Annotated in this window: 16 protein-coding genes; 8 read left to right on the top strand and 8 right to left on the bottom strand. The window is 68.1% G+C overall.

What is annotated here, in order from left to right; all coding sequences use genetic code 11:
• Positions 1-55: 55 nt before the first annotated feature.
• The 3 genes from E3O18_RS08005 to E3O18_RS07995 all read right to left on the bottom strand — a co-directional run bounded on the left by E3O18_RS08005 (position 56) and on the right by E3O18_RS07995 (position 3,965).
• Positions 56-862, bottom strand: a complete 807-nt coding sequence (locus E3O18_RS08005; RefSeq protein WP_134393764.1) for a carbohydrate ABC transporter permease — start codon at positions 860-862, stop codon at positions 56-58.
• Between the two features lie 107 nt (positions 863-969).
• A complete protein-coding gene (locus tag E3O18_RS08000) occupies positions 970-1,932 on the bottom strand; it encodes a sugar ABC transporter permease (protein WP_134393721.1) in 963 nt (320 codons plus the stop codon).
• On the bottom strand, positions 1,929-3,965 hold the full coding sequence (locus E3O18_RS07995) for a beta-galactosidase (RefSeq protein WP_134393720.1): 2,037 nt from the start codon (positions 3,963-3,965) through the stop codon (positions 1,929-1,931). The genes E3O18_RS08000 and E3O18_RS07995 overlap by 4 nt, the downstream gene beginning before the upstream one ends.
• A 192-nt stretch (positions 3,966-4,157) precedes the next feature.
• Here E3O18_RS07995 and E3O18_RS07990 point away from each other — a divergent pair, with 192 nt between their 5' ends.
• The 3 genes from E3O18_RS07990 to E3O18_RS07980 all read left to right on the top strand — a co-directional run bounded on the left by E3O18_RS07990 (position 4,158) and on the right by E3O18_RS07980 (position 6,603).
• Positions 4,158-5,180 (top strand): LacI family DNA-binding transcriptional regulator, encoded by a 1,023-nt coding sequence (locus E3O18_RS07990; protein ID WP_134393719.1) that lies wholly within the window; start codon positions 4,158-4,160, stop codon positions 5,178-5,180.
• Between the two features lie 281 nt (positions 5,181-5,461).
• Positions 5,462-5,731: an acylphosphatase gene (locus E3O18_RS07985; protein ID WP_134393718.1), complete on the top strand. Its 270-nt coding sequence runs from the start codon at positions 5,462-5,464 to the stop codon at positions 5,729-5,731.
• Between the two features lie 218 nt (positions 5,732-5,949).
• Positions 5,950-6,603, top strand: a complete 654-nt coding sequence (locus E3O18_RS07980; RefSeq protein ID WP_134393717.1) for a Pr6Pr family membrane protein — start codon at positions 5,950-5,952, stop codon at positions 6,601-6,603.
• On the opposite strand, the gene E3O18_RS07975 is transcribed toward E3O18_RS07980, so the two are convergent.
• The 5 genes from E3O18_RS07975 to E3O18_RS07955 all read right to left on the bottom strand — a co-directional run bounded on the left by E3O18_RS07975 (position 6,590) and on the right by E3O18_RS07955 (position 12,876).
• Positions 6,590-6,859, bottom strand: a complete 270-nt coding sequence (locus E3O18_RS07975) for a hypothetical protein (protein WP_134393716.1) — start codon at positions 6,857-6,859, stop codon at positions 6,590-6,592. The genes E3O18_RS07980 and E3O18_RS07975 overlap by 14 nt on opposite strands.
• A 342-nt stretch (positions 6,860-7,201) precedes the next feature.
• Positions 7,202-8,659 carry an NAD(P)/FAD-dependent oxidoreductase gene (locus tag E3O18_RS07970; RefSeq protein ID WP_134393715.1) on the bottom strand — a complete coding sequence of 486 codons (1,458 nt, stop codon included), beginning with the start codon at positions 8,657-8,659 and terminating at the stop codon, positions 7,202-7,204.
• A gap of 347 nt (positions 8,660-9,006) precedes the next feature.
• A complete protein-coding gene (locus E3O18_RS07965) occupies positions 9,007-10,911 on the bottom strand; it encodes a methyltransferase (protein ID WP_241978147.1) in 1,905 nt (634 codons plus the stop codon).
• Between the two features lie 50 nt (positions 10,912-10,961).
• The gene (locus E3O18_RS07960; RefSeq protein WP_134417843.1) at positions 10,962-11,810 is read right to left on the bottom strand and encodes an SDR family NAD(P)-dependent oxidoreductase; all 849 of its coding nucleotides are present in this window, start codon (positions 11,808-11,810) and stop codon (positions 10,962-10,964) included.
• A gap of 16 nt (positions 11,811-11,826) precedes the next feature.
• Positions 11,827-12,876, bottom strand: a complete 1,050-nt coding sequence (locus tag E3O18_RS07955) for a LacI family DNA-binding transcriptional regulator (RefSeq protein ID WP_134393712.1) — start codon at positions 12,874-12,876, stop codon at positions 11,827-11,829.
• 213 nt (positions 12,877-13,089) lie between these two features.
• Here E3O18_RS07955 and E3O18_RS07950 point away from each other — a divergent pair, with 213 nt between their 5' ends.
• The 5 genes from E3O18_RS07950 (at position 13,090) to E3O18_RS07930 (ending at position 19,603) form a co-directional block, all read left to right on the top strand.
• Entirely contained in the window at positions 13,090-14,349 is a 1,260-nt protein-coding gene (locus E3O18_RS07950) for an extracellular solute-binding protein (RefSeq protein WP_134393711.1), read from the top strand.
• A 6-nt stretch (positions 14,350-14,355) separates the two neighbouring features.
• Complete coding sequence (locus tag E3O18_RS07945) at positions 14,356-15,450, top strand: sugar ABC transporter permease (RefSeq protein WP_134393710.1); 1,095 nt, start codon at positions 14,356-14,358, stop codon at positions 15,448-15,450.
• A complete protein-coding gene (locus tag E3O18_RS07940) occupies positions 15,447-16,355 on the top strand; it encodes a carbohydrate ABC transporter permease (protein WP_134417842.1) in 909 nt (302 codons plus the stop codon). Before E3O18_RS07945 ends, E3O18_RS07940 begins: the two co-directional genes overlap by 4 nt.
• 109 nt (positions 16,356-16,464) lie before the next feature.
• Positions 16,465-18,510, top strand: a complete 2,046-nt coding sequence (locus E3O18_RS07935; RefSeq protein ID WP_134417841.1) for a glycogen debranching N-terminal domain-containing protein — start codon at positions 16,465-16,467, stop codon at positions 18,508-18,510.
• Positions 18,511-19,387: 877 nt separating this feature from the next.
• Positions 19,388-19,603 (top strand): DUF2945 domain-containing protein, encoded by a 216-nt coding sequence (locus tag E3O18_RS07930; protein ID WP_104194386.1) that lies wholly within the window; start codon positions 19,388-19,390, stop codon positions 19,601-19,603.
• Positions 19,604-19,813 lie beyond the last annotated feature (210 nt).

Raw genomic sequence — 19,813 nt, 5'->3', positions numbered from 1 at the left:
TATTCTTCTTTTCTCTTGGGGGTGGGGGTGGTGCAGCTAGGGGGGGTGAGGTCGGCTACTTCACCGAACCGGCGCTGAGGCCGTTTCGCCAGAAGCGCTGGAGGAGCAGGAAGATGATGATCAGCGGGATGATCGACAGCAGGGCGCCGATCAGAACGTAATCGCGCAGCACGGGGATCTGGTTGACCTGCGAGTTCCAGGCGTAGAGGCCGAGCGTGACCGGGAACAGGGTCTCGTCGCGCAGCATGATCAGCGGCAGGAAGAAGTTGTTCCAGATGGCGACGAACTGGAAGAGGAAGACGGTGACCAGGGCCGGCACCATCATCCGCACCGAGACCGTGAAGAAGGTGCGCAGTTCGCCGGCGCCGTCGAGGCGGGCGGCCTCGATCAGTTCGTCGGGAACGCTGGCCGACGCGTAGATGCGGGAGAGGTAGACCCCGAACGGGCTGACCAGGCTGGGCAGGAACACCGACCAGAACGTGTTGGTCAGGCTGATCTGGCTGAAGATCAGGAACAGCGGCAGCGCCAGCGCCGTGGCGGGCACGAGCACCCCGCCGAGCACGACGTTGAAGATCAGTTCGCGTCCCGGGAAGTTGTACTTGGCCAGTGCGTACCCGCACATTCCGGCGATGAGCGTGCCCACGAGGGCGCCGCCACCGGCGTACAGCGCGCTGTTGAGCATCCACTTGAGGTACACGCCGTCGCGGTAGGCCACCAGGTTTCCGATGTTCTCGAACAGGGAGAAGTCGGCGAACCAGAGCGGGTTCGTGCTGTTGAACTGGGATCGGTTCTTCGAGGCCGCGACCAGCAGCCACCAGATCGGCACCAGGAAGTAGAGCGTGAACACGCCCATGACGACCATGGCGCTGACCCGGGCGAACGGGCTCTCGCGCTGGGCGCGCGGTGCCTTCGCCTCGGTTGAACGGATGCCGCGAGCCGGCTTGGCGGGGGTGGTGGGGGTCAGGGTGCTCACTGGGCTTCCTTCCGCTGGGTGAACTTCAGGAACGTGAAGGAGAGGATGAACGTCGCCAGGGCCAGCACAACGGAGAACGCGGCGGCCAGGTTGAAGTTCGGGATCGACGAGGTGGAGTACACCGTCAGGTTCGGGGTGAACGTGCTGGTCACGGCCGAGCTGAAGCTGCGGAAGACCTGCGGTTCGGCGAGCAGCTGCAGGGTGCCGATGATCGAGAAAATGGCGGTCAGGATGATCGCCGGCATGATCAGCGGAATCTTGACCGACCAGGCGATGCGCAGCTGGCCGGCGCCGTCGAGGCGGGCGGCCTCGTAGAGTTCGGTCGGGATCGCCAGCAGCGCGGAGTAGATGATGAGCATGTTGTAGCCCACGAACACCCAGGTGACGACGTTGGCGATGGCCCAGAGCACGAGGTCGGCCGAGAGGAAGTTGATGTTCTCGGTGATGGCGCGAAACGGCGACAGATTGGGTGAGTAGAGGTAGCCCCACATGATCGCGGCGATGACGCCGGGGACCGCGTAGGGGACGAAGAACGCCAGCCGGAAGAATTTCTTGCCGCGCACGAGCGGCGAGTCCAGCAACAGGGCGAACAGCAGCGCGAGACCGAGCATGATCGGCACCTGCACGGCGCCGAAGGCGAGCACCCGGGTGATCGACTCCCAGAACGGCCCATTCTGGAACACCAGGATGTACTGGGTCAGTCCGCCGAAGACCTCGGTGGCCTGGCCGAAGGTGCCCTCGCGCTCGATCACGAGCAATGACTGGTAGATCGCGTAGCCGATCGGGACGAGGTAGAACAGGGCGAACAGGGTGCCGAACGGGAGAACGAACGCGAGGATCGCGCCCGTGTGCTGCACGCGGGGCTTCGCTCCGGGGGCCCTGGCTGGCTTGGCGGCGCGGGGCCTGTTCCGGGCAGCGCTGCCCGGGGCATCCGTCAGGGGAACGGCAGGTGCGCTCATGATGAGGGGTCCTCTCTAATCACGCGGACGGCTCCGGCCGGCACGCGCACGATTCGACCGACGGGTTCGTCGGTGACGAGCTCGTGGCCGGCGGCCGGAAGCTCGACGTCGCCCGAACCGTGGTTGATGATGAACAGATAGCTGTGGGTGGAGCCCACGCGGCGCACGACCTCGATGGCTCCGGTGCGCTCCGGGCCGACCGCGGTGACCCGGGCCTCCTGGGAGATCGTGCGCAAGACGTCCCGCAGGCCGTCGGCCTCCAGCGCGGTGGCCACGTACCAGGCGGTGCCGCCTCCGTGCCGGTTGCGGGTGATGGCGGGGATGCCGGGCAGCGGCCCGTCGATGTAGCAGGCGACGACCTCGGCGGTGTCGACGCGCAGGCGTTCGCTCCACAGGCTCGCGGCGGCGCCGGTGTCGAGAGCGAGAACGTGGCCGGGCAGCAGCGGAGAGAACTCCTCCACCGTGATGCCGAGGATCTCGCGGAACGCGCCGGGGTAACCGCCGGTGCGCACCCGGTCGTCTTCGTCGACGATGCCGCTGAAGAAGGTGATCAGGGCGTGGCCGCCGGCGGCGACGTAGGCGTTGAGATTGTCGGCCTGCGCGTCCGAGACCAGGTAGAGGCACGGGGCGACGACGAGGCGGTAGCCCGAGAGGTCGGCATCCGGGGAGACGATGTCGACCGTGACACCGAGTTCGTGCAAGGCCGTGTAGGCGGCGTGCACCTGGTCGAGGTAGCGCACCGCGTGGGAGGGACGGGATTCACCGTCGCCGGCCCACCAGGATTCCCAGCTGAAGATGATTGCCGCATCCGCGACGACCCGGCTGCCGGTGACCTCGGCAAGACGATCCAGGGTTGCGCCCAGGGCCACGACCTCGCGCCAGAGCACGGTGTCGGTACCGGCGTGGGGCACCAGGGCGGAGTGGAATTTCTCCGACCCCTGCGGGGAGGCGCGCCACTGGAAGAAGCAGATGCCGTCCGCGCCGCGGGCGACGTGGGCGAGGGAGTTGCGGGTCATTTCGCCGGGCGCCTTGGCCAGGTTGTGCGGCTGCCAGTTCACAGCACCGGCGGCCTGTTCCATCAGGAGCCAGGGCTCACCCTGGGCGAGCCCGCGGGTGAGGTCCGCGGCGAAGGCGAGCTCGGTGGCCGGGTCGGCGAGGCGGTGGTCGAGGTAGTGGTCGTTGGCGACGATGTCCATGTCGCCGGCCCAGGACCAGTAGTCAAGGTTGCGGATGTGCGCGGTGACCATGAAGTTGGTGGTCACGGCCACGTTCGAGTGGCGGCGCAGCACCGCGCACTCGCGGCGATAGTAGTCGAGCAATTCGGCGGAGCTGAACCGGTGGAAGTCGAGCACCTGGCCGGGGTTGTGGCTGGACAGCGTGAGCCGCGGGGTGAGGATCTCGGCCCACTGGCCGTATCGCTGGCTCCAGAAGGAGGTACCCCAGGCTGCGTTGAGAGCATCGATGGTGCCGTAACGCGTCTGAAGCCAGAGACGGAACGCGGCGGCGGTGTCGTCGCAGTAACAGAGCGCGTTGTGGCAGCCCAGTTCGTTGGACACGTGCCAGAGGGCGATGGCCGGGTGGTGGCCGTACCGCTCGGCGACCTTTTCGACCAGGGCCAGCGCGTGCTCACGGAACACGGCCGAGCTCGGGCACCAGGCCTGGCGACCGCCGGGGAAACGGGTCGTGCCGTCGTGGGCGACCGGAAGGATCTCGGGGTGAAGTGTGGTCAGCCACGGCGGTGGCGACGAGGTGCCGGTGCCGAGGTTGACCCGGATCCCGTTGGCGTGGAGCAGCTCGATGATCGTGTCGAGGGTGGCGAAGTCGTACTCGCCCGCACGCGGTTCGAGGTGGGACCAGCCGAAGATGTTGATGGCCACCAGGTCGACGCCGGCCTCGCGCATGAGGCGCACGTCCTCGGCCCAGATCTCGGGACCCCACTGCTCCGGGTTGTAGTCACAGCCGTAGGCGATGCCCTCGTGCACGAACGGGTGGGCCGGGGCCGCACCGTTCGAAGTGGCTGCTCGCGAGTTCATGTGCTCCCTGACTGTGGCGTGCACTTCGTGGTGACGACACCGTGGTGACGACTCTGTGCTGACTGTTCTGTGAACGTGCACAGAGTCGGGAGCAAAACTCGCCGCTGGGTTTTCTGTGAACGTACACAGAGTATGTATCCCCCGTCGGTCGTGTCAAGCGCGGAGCGTGTGCGGGAGCGTTACAGTTATCGAATGGTGACAATCCCGTCTCGACGCAAACGCGCGACGATCCACGACGTCGCCGTGGAAGCCGGAGTCTCCCGCGGCACGGTCAGCCGGGTCGTGAACGACGAACCCTACGTCTCGGCGTCGGCCCGCATCGCCATCGAGGCGGCCATCGAGAAGGTCGGCTACGTGCCGAACAACGCCGCCCGAAGCCTGGTCATGCAGCGCTCGGAGGCCGTCGGTTTCATCGTGCACGAGCCGCACTCCCTGTTCCTGGACGACCCCAACATCGGCGGAATCCTACTCGGCGCCAACACCGTGCTCTCCCGCGCCGACTACCAGATGGTCAGCCTGGTCATCGACTCCCAGCGCGACACCGAGCGCGTCGCCCGCTACCTCAGCGGCGGTTTCGTCGACGGGGTCGTCATCGTCTCCGCCCGCCAGGAAGACCCGATCACCCGGGTGATCGAGAAGCTGCGCCTTCCGGCCGCCTTCGTGGGACATCCGCCCGACCTGCGCCAGCTTCCCTTCGTGGGCATCGACAACCGGGCGTCGGCGCGCGCCATCACCGAACGCCTCATGCAGACCGGCCGCACGCGCATCGGCATGATTGCCGCCGCGCTCGACCGAGACTCCGGCGCCGACCGTCTGGCCGGCTTCACGGATGCCCTCGGCGACCGCTTCGACCCGGCTCTCGTGGCCCGCGTTCCGCTGTACACCTTCACCGACGGGGCCCTCGGCATGCGTGCGCTGCTCGAGCGTGACCCGCTCATCGACGGCGTGTTCGCCGCCTCCGATGCGGTCGCGGCCGGAGCCATGGAGGCTCTGCGTCATGCCGGGCGCACCATTCCCGGAGACGTCGGCATCGTCGGCTTCGACGACAGCTCCTGGGCGCTGCGCACCCAACCGCACCTGTCCACCGTGCACCAGCCCGCCTTCGGCCTCGGTGAGCGGGTGGCGGAGTGCGTGCTGGGCCAGTTGCGCGGCGAGGAGCAGCCGGTCGGGGGCATCCTGCTCGAGACTCCGATCGTCTGGCGTGACTCCGCCTGAATCGGAGGTTGGCGGCGCAGGGCTACCGGCAGCAGCGGGCTTCGGGCTGGCCGGAGCACTCCGGCTGCGCGTCTCTCCACCGCGCGTGGCTAACTCCCCCCGCGCGTGGCTAACTCAGGAGAATGCTCGGGCCGGTTAGGGGCATCCGCGTGTTTCCGTGGGCTTTTCGGTGCACGACGGATGCCCGCGCTGGATCTCCTGAGTTAGCCACAGCGCGGGTCGGTGAACGGGCCGGGTGGGCGACGGATGCGGGCTCGCCTGCGGCGGGGCACACTGGAAGCATGGTTCGCAAGCAGGCCGTTGTGCGCGGGATGGTGCAGGGAGTCGGGTTCCGCTACTACACCCAGACCGAGGCGCGCCGACTCGGGCTCGCGGGGCATGTGCGCAACCGCGGGGACGGGGCGGTGGAGGTCGAGCTGGAGGGCGACGCGACAACCGTCTGGGTGATGCTCTCGTGGCTGCAGCACGGCCCGCCGTCGGCCCGGGTCGAGGCGGTCGAGGTCACCACGATTCCGCCGCTCGGCGAGACCGGGTTCCGGATCGGTTTCTGAGCGGAACGGCTGGCTGAGCGGCGGCATCCGGTTGACACCGAGGTCAGCGGGCACCCGACCGGCTGGCGTAGCGTGGGAGCATGTGCGCGCGAGCTGCCGATCCCGCTCGGACGGATCCCCCGAAGCGCGTCCACGCGGCGGCGACGAAATCGGGCGTGCACGCTCTCCCTGCGGCACCCGTTCGCCGGGCCCTCTCCCGAACCTCTCGGACGCCCCCCGTGCACACCGTGCGCCGCGGGTTCGGCATCGGCCGCCTGCTCCTCGCCGGCCTGGGCGTGGTGGCCCTCGCCGGCTACTTCGATTATGTGCTCGGTTTCGCCACGTTCCAGATCTACAACTACTTCAGCTATTTCACCGTGCAGAGCGGCATGGCCGCGATCGTCGCCTTCGCCGCCGCCGCATTCGTCGCATTTCGGCACACGACCGACCCACCCTGGCTGAACTGGTTCCGGTTGCTTGTGACGACCTACATCACCGTCTCCGGGATCGTATTCCTGACCATCGTCATCCAGTCCTCCTCGCTGGACTACACGATCGAGGTGCCCTGGTCGAGCCAGTTGCTGCACTTCTGGATTCCCACGATCGCACTCCTTGACTGGCTGACGGATGCCGGCAAGGCCCGCCTGCCCTGGAAAATCCTGGTCTGGGTTCTCGTGGTGCCCTCGATCTGGGGAGTGTTCACGCTCATCCGCGGGTCGATCGTGGGGTGGTACCCGTATTTCTTCCTCGACCCGGTGCAGGTGCGCGGCCCACTCGAGACCGTGATCTACTGCCTGGTCGCGCTGCTGCTCTTCACCGCGATCGCCGCCGTACTCACGGCCACGTCGCGGCTGCCCCCGCGAGCGCAGGAACGCGAACCTACAGCGGCGTGAAGGTGTATCCGCTGGTCAGGTGCTCGCCCTGGCAGGCGCCGCAGTAGAGCACGCCGGATGCCTGCATCGCGAGAACCCGGGGTGTGCACTGCACGACCTTGGGGCCGCAGCACGGAGAGACCACCAGGTAGGCGCCGGGGGCGGTGGGTTGGTGCCCGCTCAGGCCACGAATGTGGTGAGTGCCTTCACCGGGTTGGTCAGGGTCGAAGTCCAGAAGGACGACGGATTCGAGGTCGATGTCGATGAGGATATCCATGGGAGCACAGCAATCACACGGTCACGCAGAAAAGTGGAGCAGTCGCGGGCGGGGGTGGTGCATCCCGGTGACGACCGCACTGGGATGGCCGGCGGAACGAGCCCGGCCTGGACCGGGGGTATTCACCCGTCAGAATCCGTCGGCAAGGCCAGTCAGGGTAACGACTGGACCTCTGGGCGCTGCACCACGACGGGCTGCGACTGCATGAGAACGTGCCCCCGAATGGGAGCCAGAATTCATCGACTGGACGTTGGCAGGACGATACACCACGAATCTCAGAATTGTGACGGGCCGACAATCGCGAGGGGCTGGCCCGGGCTTCGGGGAGCGGCGTGGTGAGACCTACTCCGGGGTCGGCTTGTCGGTCGGCACGGCCGAGTGGAACGGCTCGAGGCTGCTCAGGGCGGCGGCGAGGAACTCGTCGTCGTCGACCTCCGCGAGGCGCAGAGCGGTCTCCGCCGCCACCAGGCCCACCAGCACCGGTTCGCCGGTGAGCGGAACCATGTTGATCCAGACGCGGAAGTCGTCGTCGCCGCCGACCGTGGACCAGAGCGGGGCATCCGTGTCCCAGAACGGCTCGTCGAATTGCAGCCAGATCTTGTCGAGCGTGCCCATGCCCAGGGCCGATATGGCGCCGCGGTGCGTGAAGGGCAGCGGCGGGTCGAACTCCATCACCGTGGTCTTCAGCACCCCCAGCGGCACGGTGACGACGACCCGGTCGGCGGAGAGCGACTCGCCGGTGCCGAGCCGGAGGCTGGCGCCGGCGTCGCTGTAGGCGATCTTGGTGACCACGCTCGACCCGAGCACGTCGATGCCGTCGCTGAGGTCGGTAAGCAGGGTGGCGAAGCCGCCCAGCACGATTCGGTCCTCGCCGGGGTCGGTGTCGGGGTCGGGGTCGGCCTGACGGTTGGCGTCCGAGTACCAGGAGGACTGCTCCGGAACGGGGGCCCCTGCCTGTGGGTTGAGCACCACCGTGATCTGGTAGTCGAGCCAGTCGGCGTCGGAAACGCCGGTGTCGGCATCCGTCGTCGAGAGCTTGGAGGCCCCCGAATCGGCGAGGGCCTGCGCGATGGACACGTCGGTGGGCTGCTCGGCGGCCCAGGCCAGCGCCGTGGCGACCGCCTGAGCGCCGGTGTCGGGCACCTCCACGACCGTGCCGGCCGCGGTGCGGGCCTCGGGCGGATCGGTGAAGGGAGCCGTGGCGACGCCGCGGTCGGTGAGGTCCTCGTCGAGGGTGGTCTGGCCGGTGCGCCGGACGAAAGCCGCGCCGAGCTCGATCGGGAATGGCCAGTCCTTGTCGGTGACGGTGTCGATGCGGCCGCCGATGCGGTCGCGGGCCTCGACCAGGAACACGTCGAATCCGGCGTCCTGAAGGTCTCGGGCCGCGGTGAGTCCGGCGATTCCGGCGCCGATCACGGCGATGCGCTCCCCCTGGCTCGCCGCTGCGAGCACGTCGCGGGCGGCGCGCTTCCCGGAATCGCGGGCGCCCTGCACCGTGCCCGGTGCGTCGATGGAGGTGGCCTCACCGGCGAAGAACAGGCGGTCGTCGACGGGCTGGCCGAGCGCGGCGCGCTGCTCGGGCGTGGCCCCTACCGCGGGGTAACTGTAGGAGCCGCGGGCGAACGGGTCGGCCGACCAGGATGTGCGGCGCATGGCCGCCGGCTTCGGCACGAGCGAGGGTGTCGACGTCGGCTTGGGCGTGACGGATGCCGTGGGCCGCGGAGTCGGCGTCACGCACGCGGTGAGCGCGACCAGGCTCAGGCCGGAGACCGAGCCAAGCAGAAAGGTTCGTCGTTTCATCGCTGTGTCGGAGCCAGGTATGGCGCCGACGTCCTCCTCTCCGCGCGGGCCGGGCAGTACGACCAAGCTACCTCAGAGCGGGGGGAAGTGGCCGGTCGGGGGATGGGGGTGGGGGGTTGGGGTGCGCGCACGTTACTGCGGAGATTGTCGCGACACGCGGCATCCGGCGCCCTGAAATGCGGCGTGTCACGCAAATCTCCGAGTTTGCGTTCGCCGGTGACGCGCCGGCGGTCCAGCGTGCGTCGGGGGCGGGCGGGGTCCTCGTCAGCACGTCAGCTCACAGCACGTGGGGCGGCAGCAGACAATGGCAGCAGACGATGGCAGCTCACAGCGCGAATCACAGCGCGTCAGGCGAGCGGATGCTGCAGAAAGCCGTCCTCGAGCAGCTCCCGCACGCGCGGGAGCAGGTCCGCGGCGAGTTCGCTCTCATCGACGTCGAGCAGCTGGGCCAGCGCAGCGACGATCGAGCCGACGTCGAGCTCACCGTCCGAGGCGCCGACCAGGGCGGCGAGGCCGGTGTCCAGCGCGATCGACCGGCCGAAGCCGGTGCCCTGATGCAGCGTCAGCAGGGTGGGGTCCTCCTGGCCGGGCCAGTAGTGCCGTTCCTCGGTGACATCGGATGCGACGGCGAGCCGCGCGCGGGCGAGGCCGGCGTCATCCGTGGCCGCGTGCCAGTCGTGGGCGGCGAGGCAAGCGGCAAGATGGCTACCCATGCCTCCCGGATTGTGGCCGAGGGTGCCGGGGAGGCGTTCGAGCCGACGGAAGGTGGGGGTGCCGGCGGCCGGGCGGCGCAGCAGCATGTAGCCGAAGCCGACCTGGCTCACGCCGCGCGCCTCGAAGTCGTCCAGCCAGGCCCCGTAGAGAAGGTCGAAGTCGGCGGTGTCGGCGCGGGTACCGCCGTCGCGGATCCACGTCTCGGCGTAGAGCGTGGGAGCCTGCACCTCGCGTTCGATGATCCAGGCGTCCAGTGCGGCGGCATCCGTGGCCGGCGCGGTCTCCTGCTGGCCCCCGTGCGCACCCTCGGCACCGGCCCCGGCGGCGTGCCCGGCCCCCGCGGCACCCTCGTCCCCGGCGACACCCTCGGCCCCGGGCGTGTGCGAATTCGACGGAGATTCTGCTCCCAGAGGGACCATACGCGCCGAATTCGGGCTGTTTGGGGCAAAATCTCCGTCGAATTCGTCAGGGCGCAGCGGGGCGGAAGCTGGCGATGCAGGGGATGCGACGGGGGCGACGGGAGTGACGGGGGCGACGGGAGCGACGGGGGCGACGGGAGTGACAGGGGCGTCGAGCCAGGCGGCCAGACGCTCGAAGGCATCCTGGTCGGCGTGGTACTCCCAGTTCCCGAGCAGCTGGGCGATGCCGCCGGGGGTGAGATGTTCGGCAGCGCCGCGCACGACCGCCTCGACGAGCGCGTCGCCGACCAGGCCGCCGTCGCGGTATTCGTAGGCCGGCACTCCCGGCACACGCGGGGTGATCACGAACGGAGGGTTGGAGATGATGTGGTCGAAGCGCTCCCCCGCAACCGGTTCGAACAGGCTCCCGAGGCGAAACTCGATATTCCCGATCTCGTTCAGCTCCGCGTTGAGCGCGGCAAGATCCAGGGCTCGCACCGAGATGTCGGTGGCTACCACCCGGTCGGCGTGCCGGGACGCGTGCATGGCCTGGATTCCGCATCCGGTGCCCAGGTCGAGGGCGCTGGCCACCGGGGTCGGGATCAGCAGCCCGGTCAACGTGAGGGATGCCCCACCCACCCCGAGCACATGGCTTTCACCGAGCGGGTGGCCGAGTGCGAGCTCTCCCAGGTCGGACACGATCCACCAGCTCCCGGCGCCATGCGCGTCGACGAAGCTGTAGGGCCGCAGTTCGAGGAGCGGGCGGAGGGTTCCGGCCGCGACGGATGCACCGGAACCAACAGGGCCGACGCTCGGAAGGACATCGGCAACGACACCGGCGTCGACGGATACCACGAGGCCGAGCTCCTCGGCCCCGGCGGCACCCAGCGCGGGGAGGGCGGCATCGAGATCCGCACGGTCGACGGGCAGGCCGAGCACGAACAGGCGAGCCAGTGTGGCGCAGGGTTCGGCGTGCCCCAGCCTCTCCCGGAGACCGTCCAGCCCCCGCAGCGCCGGGACCCGCTGGTTGCGGCGCAACGCGGCATCCGCTTCGATCCCCCACAGGCCGGTGAGGGCCGAGACCGAGAAGTTGGCGGCGGCAAGGTCGGCGCGAAGCCGGTCGATCGGTGCAGAAGTCACCCGTCTATTCAACTGCACGGGCTGCTGCACCGGCTGACGGACCTGCTGCGCTACCGGCGCTCCTCCGCCACGCTGTTACCGCCGTCGACGACGATTGTCTGGCCGGTGACGTATGACGCGCCGGGCGAGGCCAGCCAGGCGATCACGGAGGCCACCTCGGCAGCCGTGCCGCTGCGCCCGACGGGCACGAGCGCGCCCTCGACTGCCTCGCTCTCCAGCTGAGACCCGGTCTCGATCCAGCCCGGTGCGACCGCGTTGGCGGTGATGCCGAGCCAGGCCTCATCCACGGCGAGCGCCCGGGTGAGCCCGGCCAGACCGGCCTTCGCGGCCGCATACGTCAGGTCCCCGCGCGACGCCATCACCGGCCCTGACACGCTGGAGACTGTGACGATGCGCCCCCAGGCCGCCGCGTGCATGAAGCCGATCACGGTGCGCGTGGCGTGGAAGGCGGTCGATAGGTTGATCGCGAGGCCGCGGTCCCACTCGTCCGGCAACGTGGTGCTCACGTCGCCGTGCAGCATCTCGGCGTCGCCGACCGCGACCATGCCCGCGTTGTTCACCAGAATCGTGGGCGCCAGCCCAGCGGTCGCAAGGGAGTCGGCGAGCACCAGTGCGCCGGCCTCGGTGTGCAGGGTGCAGACGATGCCGGATGCCGCGATGCCCCGTTCCGTCAGCTCGGCCGCTCGCTCGTGCACGCGTTCGGTCGTGGCGGTGAGCACGACGTGTGCACCGAGCTCACCCAGCATCCGTGCCGCGGCGAATCCGATCCCGGAGGCGCTGCCGGCCCCGGTGACCAGGGCCGTATGACCGGCGAGGTTCCACGCGTCGGGCAGGGCGAAAGCGAGAGGGACTGGGACACCGACAGAAACAGGGAGTCCGACAACCTCGGGGAGCGTCATGGCGCCATGCTAGCGGCTACCGCGGCACGTCCATCGGGATAGCGGCGAACTCGCGCACGACCAGCCGGGGCGTGACCATCCGGTGCCGGGGTTCGGCCGACTCGGGGGCTCCGTGCACCTTGCCGCCGAACTCTCCTGTGAGCAGTTCGAGCACTCCGGCGGCCACCTCGTCCACTGCTTGGTCGACGCTGGAAAGCCCGATCGCGGCGGCGATGGGGGTGTTGTCGTAGCCGATGACCGGCACACGCTCGGGGTTCGCGATCATCGCCCCAAGGGCGAGCGAGTCGCTCGCGCAGAGCACGGCATCGATCTGGCCGGCGTTCTGCCGCAACTGCTGCATGGCCGCGGTGCCCTGGCTGACGCCGTCAGTGGTGACGATCTCCAGCCCGGCCAAGTCCCGCTCCGAGACGTCGCCGCGTTCGATCATCGCGTCGTACCAGCCTCGTCGGCGATCGTCGCCGGTGCCCGACGGGCTGGGCCAGCCGATGTAGGCGATGCGCCGGGCTCCGGCCTCTTGCTGCGTGCGCGTGGCGGCGTGCAGGCCGGACCAGCCATCCACATCCACCCACAGGTGCTGCGGGTCGTTCATATCGTCGACTCCCCACGGCCGCCCGAAGGTGACGAAGGAGATGCCGTTCTCGATCAGCCATCGGGTGCGTGGGTCGCCGGCGAACGTCGACGTGAGCACAAAACCATCGACGTCCGCTCCGTCGTTCAGGCGCCGGAACTGGATGATCTCGTCTTCGGGGCTCGTGGCCGTGAACAGCAGAACCCGCAGCCCCTGCGCGTCGGCCTGCTCGGTCACGGCGTGCAGAAACCGGTCGAGCACCGAACCGGAGATGCCGTCGATCATCGGATCCAGCCGGATGCCGATGGTCGAGCTGCGCCGCGTGCGCAGCCGGCGGGCGGAGGCGTGCGGCCGGTACCCGAGCTCGGCGATGGCAGCCTCGACCCGCTGGCGGGTGTCGGTGCGCACGATGCCGGGCGAATTCATCACATTCGAGACGGTCTGCCGGGAGACGCCGGCCGCGAGCGCGACATCCGTCACCGTGGGGAACCCACCCATCGCCGCTCCTGCCCCACGCCTTTGCCGGACGCGCCTGCCCCCGTGAATTGAACGATCAAATATTGTTCTGCACAGAATACCGCGTCTCGAGGGATCGCGGAAACACGGTGATTAGATCGATCAAAAAAAAAGTTTGATCGATCAAATAAATTCAGCTATCGTGACCTTTACACAAGCAAACGCGCATCGATGCGCGACTCAAGGAGAAACAAGATGCAACGACGCAACTCCCGCTGGCTGATCGGAACCGGGCTCGCCGTGGCCGGCGCCCTCACCCTCAGCGCGTGCGGTTCCGGATCCGGCTTCGGCGGCGACACCGCCGATTCGGGCGGAGAACTCACGAGCGATTCCACCCAGGGGCTCAACATTCTGATCGGTTCCAGCGGCGACGCCGAGACCGCCTCCGTCAACGCCGCCGTGGCCGCCTGGTCCGAGACCTCTGGCACCGACGCCAAGGTCAGCGTCGCCAGCGACCTCAACCAGCAGCTCGCCCAGGGCTTCGCGGCCCAGAAGCCCGCCGACGTCTTCTACCTGTCGACGGATGCGCTCGCCGGCTATGCCTCGAACGGCTCGCTCCTGGCCTATGGCGACGATCTGGCCAACAAGGACGACTTCTACCCGAGCCTGGTCAGTTCCTTCACGTACGAGGGCGACTTCTACTGCGCGCCGAAGGACTTCTCGACCCTGGGTCTGATCATCAACGACGACCTCTGGGCCCAGGCCGGGCTGACGGATGCCGACATCCCCACCACCTGGGACGAGCTCGCGGCCGTCAGCAAGACGCTCACGACCGACAGCCAGGTCGGCCTCGCCCTCGGCGGCGAATACGCCCGTCTGGGCGCGTTCATGGCCCAGGCCGGCGGCAGCCTGATGAGCGAAGACAACACCGAGGTCACCGCGAACAGCGCGGAGAACGTCGCGGGCCTCGAATACGCGCAGACCCTCCTGAACGACGGAGTGATGAGCTACGCCAGCGAAATCGGTGCCGGCTGGGGTGGCGAGGCGTTCGGCAAGCAGCTCTCGGCCATGACCATCGAGGGCAACTGGATCACAGGCGCGATGAAGAGCGACTTCCCCGACGTCAACTACACGGTCGCGGAGCTGCCTGCAGGCCCGGAGGGCCAGGGTACCCTGCAGTTCACCAACTGCTGGGGCATCGCCGCCGACAGCCCCAACCAGGCCGGCGCGCTCGAGCTCGTCGAACAGCTCACCAGCAAGGACGCCCAGCTCACCTTCTCGGAAGAATTCGGCCCGATGCCTTCTATCAAGTCGGCCGCCGAAGACTGGAAGAGCGCCAACCCCACCCTGGTGGCCTTCCTCGACGGCGCTGACTACGCCACGGGCGTGCCCAATGTGAAGGGCGCCGCTGACGTCACGAGCGACCTGAACGCCCAGCTCGAGTCGCTGAAGACCGGGGACGCGCAGGCGATTCTCGATTCCGTGCAGAACAACCTCGAAGCACTGCTGAAGTAGTCCACCATGTCGACGCCTGCACGCACGGCTCGCCGCTCCGGTATTCGGGGCGGCGAGACCGCCTCGGGGTGGCTCTTCACCGCCCCGATGATCATCCTGCTGGGCTTGTTCCTGGTCATCCCGGTGCTGATGGCCCTCTGGGTCAGCTTCTCCGACTGGAACGGCCGCGGCAGCCCCTTCAGCGGCACAGTATCGTTCGTGGGCCTCGACAACTACTCCGCCCTGGTCGGCGGCGGCGGCCTGGCCGAACAGGACTTCGGCACGGCGCTGCGTAACAACGCCTGGTACGTCCTCCTGGTCGTGCCGGCCCAGACCATGCTGTCGCTGCTGCTGGCCGTGCTGGTCAACCGGCAGATCCTGCGCGGCCGCGGCTTCTTCCGCACCGCGTTCTACTTCCCGTCGGTGACCAGCTCGGTGGCCATCACGGTGCTGTGGCTGTTCCTGTTCAGCGCCAGCGGCGCCGTCAACAAACTGCTGGCGTTCATCGGCGTCAACGGACCGAACTGGTTCAACGACCCCAGTGGCGTGCTGCACAACATCCTCGGAGCGTTCGGCGTCGAGACCGGCCCGGCCGCGCTCACCGGCAACACGTTCCTCGGGATCTCTTTCTGGGAGTGGCTCGCCGGGCCATCCGTGGCCATGAGCGCCTTCATCCTGATGGCCGTGTTCACCACCAGCGGCACGTTCATGCTGCTGTTCATCGCCGCGTTGCAGAACCTCAGCGGCGACGTCGTCGAGGCCGCCATGATGGACGGCGCCAACGGCTGGCAGCGGTTCTGGCGGGTCACCCTCCCCCAGCTGCGGCCGACCCTCTTCACCGTGCTCACCCTCGGCCTGATCGGTGCCTGGCAGGTCTTCGACCAGATTTACACCGGCACCCAGGGTGGACCAGGCAAGACCACGCTCACTCCGGCCTATCTCTCCTATCAGGCCGCCTTCACCAACCAGGCCTGGGGCCAGGGCGCCGCGATCGCTTTCATCCTGTTCGTCATCATCGTGGCCTTTACCCTGTTCCAGCGCGCTCTGCTGGCCGAACGCAAGGTCTCCAACCGGCGGATGCGTCCGTATCTGCCGATTCCGACATCCGGAGGTTCGAAATGAGCACCACGGTGAGAACCCGCGAGCGCACCGTCTCTCCCTCCCGACGTCTGCGCGCCCTGGGCCGGGAACAGTTGCCGAACCGCCAGATCGCCGGCCGATCGCTGCTGTACGCGATCCTGATCGTGCTCGCGATGATCTACATCGCCCCGTTTCTGATTCAGGTCGCCACCTCCTTCAAAACGGATGGCGATGCCGCCAGCAATCCCATATCGCTGCTGCCGCAGACCTGGTCCACGGCCGCGTACGAGAGGTTGTTCCTCAACTCGGACTTCCCGGTCTGGTTCCAGAACTCCGCCATCGTCACCGTCCTCGTCACCCTCGGCCGCGTCTTCTTCAATTCCCTGGCCGGTTACGCCCTCGCGCGGCTGCACTTCCGGGGCCGCACCGTGATCTTCGCGCTGCTCATCGCCGTGATGAGCGTGCCCGGGGTCGTGCTCCTGATCCCGAAGTTCCTGGTCATCAACCAGCTCGGCATCTACGACACCTACGTTGCAATGATCGTGCCGCTGCTCACGGATGCCGCGGGCGTCTTCATCATGAAGAACTTCTTCGAGTCGATTCCGACGAGTGTGGAGGAGCAGGCCCGCATCGACGGGGCCGGCACCTTCCGGGTGTTCTGGTCGATCGTGCTGCCGATGGCCCGGCCAGCCCTGGTGACCATCATCATCCTGTCGTTCCAAGGGTCCTGGAACGAGCTGTCCCACTTCATCGTGGCCACGCAGTCCCCCGAGCTGACGACGCTGACCAAGGGCGTGGCGTCACTGGCCTCCGGGCAGCTCAGCCAGGGCACGCAATACCCGCTCAAGCTGGCCGCGGCGGCGATCATGACCATCCCGGTCGCGGTGATGTTCTTCATCTTCCAGAAACGCATCATGAACACCACCGATGGGGCGGTGAAGGAGTAGTCCTCCTTTCCACCCTTTTCCCCCGTTCCTTCACTACTTCCATTCCTCCCGTTCCTTTTGTTCCTTCCGCAGATCCGCACCACAACCCCTCTGGAGTCGTACCTCGCTTATGTTCTCTCACCCCGTCCAGCCTCTGCTCCATGACTCCGCCATCGTTCTGGCGGCCCCGACCCAGGCGTGGTCGCGGTCCGACGGGCAGACTGACAAACCCATCCACGGCTTGTACCACGCGGACACCCGGATCCTCTCCGGCTGGTCCCTGCTGGTCGGCGGCCGAACCGGCGAAGCGATCGGACACGCCCAGCGCGGCGCGGGAGAGGTCACCTTCACGTCGCTGCTCCGTCACCTCGACGACCGCACCGCCGACCCCCGACTGCGGCTCGAAGTCACCCGCACGGTCACCGCGGGCCGCCTGACCGAACGGATCGAGATCATCTCGGGACTCGAGCAGGCTGTCGACACGACAGTGTCCGTGCGCCTGACGCCCGATTTCGCCGATATGCAGACCGTGAAGGCCGGCCTCGCGGTGGCCGCCGAGCGCGACGCTTTCGGGGGCGTGGACCTGCCCGCGGCACCGGATGTCGGTGTGACGGAGGCGAGCGGGGGCATCCGTCTGTCGACCGACACCGTGGCGGCGCTGGTGGGGGTGAGCGACGACGGGGTGCTGACCGGCTCGACCGCCGAGGCTGACACCGAGGTCACCGGCACCTGGTCGGTCACCGTGCCCGCGAAAAGCAGCGTCACCGTGGAGTGGACCGTCGAGATCGCGCACGCGGCCACCGTGGTGCAGGCCGCAGCGGGGCTGCCTGAGTGGTCCGGGGTGTTGGTGCGCTCCGGCGATGCACGCCTCGGCCGCTGGGTGGCACGTGCGCTCGACGACCTGACCGGTCTGCGGATGGCCACCACGACGAGTCCGGCCGAGCCGTTCCTGGCCGCCGGCGCCCCCTGGTTCTTCACCCTGTTCGGCCGGGATTCCCTGTGGGCGGCGCGCTTCCTGCTGCCGCTCGGCACCGAGATCGCGGGCTCCACGCTGCGCCTGCTCGCGCAGCTGCAGGGCACCAAGAGCGACACCGAGACCGCGGAACAGCCCGGCAAGATCATGCACGAACTGCGCCCCGATGTGTACTCGATGCCCGGCGAGAGCCTGTCGCTGCCGCCGCTGTACTACGGCACCGTCGACGCCACCCCGCTCTGGATCTGCCTGCTGCGCGACGCCTACCGTTGGGGTTTGGCCACCGAAGAGGTCGAGGCTCTGCTGCCTGCCCTCGAAGCGGCCCTCGGCTGGATGCGCGACTTCGGCGACAGCGACGGCGACGGCTTCCTCGAATACGTCGACATCACCGGCCACGGCCTCGCGAACCAGGGCTGGAAGGACTCCGGCGACTCGATCCAGTGGCGCGACGGCAGCCTCGCCGATGGACCGATCGCCCTCTGCGAGGTGCAGGCCTACGCCTACGAGGCCTATATCGGCGGCGCCGAACTGCTCGACGCCTTCGGCAGGGCCGGCGGCGACGCCTGGCGCGCCCGGGCGGCCGCGCTCCAGACCCGGTTCCGGGACTCGTTCTGGATCGACGCGCCCGCCGGCCGCTTTCCGGCCGTCGCCCTCGACGCCTTCAAGCGCCCGGTCGACACCGTGACCAGCAACATCGGCCACCTGCTCGGAACCGGGCTGCTCTCCGCGGAGGAGTCCGCCCTCGTGGCCGCCCGGCTCGTGTCCCCGGAGTTGAACTCCGGCTACGGTCTCCGCACGATGTCGACGGACTCCGTCGGCTACTGGCCGCTGAGCTACCACGGCGGCTCGGTGTGGACCCACGACACCGCGATCGCGATCGCCGGTCTGGGGCGCGCCGGTTTCGGCGCCGAGGCCGGCATCCTGATCGAGGGGCTGCTCGCGGCGGCCGAATCATTCGACTACCGCATGCCGGAACTGCACTCGGGCGACGCGTCCTCCCTGGTTGCCGCCGCGGTTCCCTACCCGGCCGCCTGCCGCCCGCAGGCCTGGTCGGCGGCGGCGGCGGTCTCCGTGCTCGGCACCGTGCTCGGCCTGGAACCCGATCCGGTCACCGGCCAGGTCACCTCCACCCCGATCATCCCCGCGGTCGTCGGCGACGTTGCAGTGCGCGGCCTCCGGACCCCACCGGCCAGCGTCGGCTAGCCGCGGCCCGGCCCGGCCCGGTCGGCCCGGCCGGTGCGGCCCGTCGCGGCCCGGCCTGTGCGGCCCGGCTCTGCGCACACCCAGCTGAGCCTTCCATTTCGTGGCTAACTCAGGAGATTCCACGAGCTGCGGTTCCAGCTCCGCAAAGTTCCGCATGAATCTGCGGGCAGGCCGCGCCGTGCGCTCGTTTCTCCTGAGTTAGCCCCAACGACCTGCCCGACCGGGCCAGCCCCGCCCGGCCCGCACCACCCGGCCGGCCTGGGTCATCCGTCGCCCCGGTGCATAACTCCTACAAATTCTGGTGCGTGCCCGGAACCTCCCAGGCGTTCCGGGCATCCGTACCGCAGCTCCGCCGAATTGGCGGAGTTGTGCACGTACCGACCTGCACCCCGAATCGGGCAGCAGCATCAGCATCCGCGCACACGTTGTGGCCAACCTAGGAAACTCCGGCGAGCGGCGGCCACGCCCGCGCAGATTTCCGAATGTTTGCGCGAAGGGAGGCCCTCGATCGGGGTGAAGCGTCGCCCTGTTCCATCCAGTCGGAACCTGCAGCGGCCAGAGTTGTGTGGGTCGTGCGTGTCCCCCTACGATGACGGGCGTCCCCGACAGGATCGCGATTGGGCCATCAGGGGGGGGTGTTCGAGAAGAAAATGGCAAGAATTGAGTATTATGGGCGGCAGTGCCCGGCTGAGTCGGCCACGTCCCGCTGAGAGGTGGAGAGATCTTCACAAGCGGTTCGCCACCCTTGTAATCGAGCGCGTGACAATCATGCGCGGAAAACGAATGCGCGGGCACGATCTTCCCCGAGAACCGACAGGAACATGACACTCAGCCCAACCCGCTAGCCCAGGTCCGTCGCCGTCCGTATGCTTCAAGAATGACAGACTTCAGCACAGGCGACCGGGTGAGTTGGGCAACGTCTCAGGGGCGAACTCAGGGGGAGGTAATCGAGAAGAAGACGAGCGATTTCGACTTCGCGGGCAAAACGTTCCACGCCTCGAAAGATGACCCTGCGTTTATCGTGAAATCTGAGAAGACGGATGCCGAAGCTGCGCATAAAGCCAGTGCCCTTCGCAAGCTGTCGCCACGTTAGGGACAACTGAGCGCGCGGCCGCCACCAGGTGAAAACGGAGCCGGAGTGCCCCTGGAATGTTGAAGAAATCGTCGGCCCTGGAAAACTCAGGCTTGGCCCGTGGCGAATCTAAATACGGTTTTGAACAACTGAACAAAGGACCAGCGATACCGATTCACGCGGCGGCGCCGGGGTAGGCCTGCACGGTCAAACTCGGCTCAATGTCTCTGA

The organism is Cryobacterium sp. TMT2-42-4 (assembly GCF_004402645.1).
GTDB lineage: Bacteria > Actinomycetota > Actinomycetes > Actinomycetales > Microbacteriaceae > Cryobacterium > Cryobacterium sandaracinum.
This window is presented reverse-complemented; position numbering and strand designations above follow the sequence as displayed.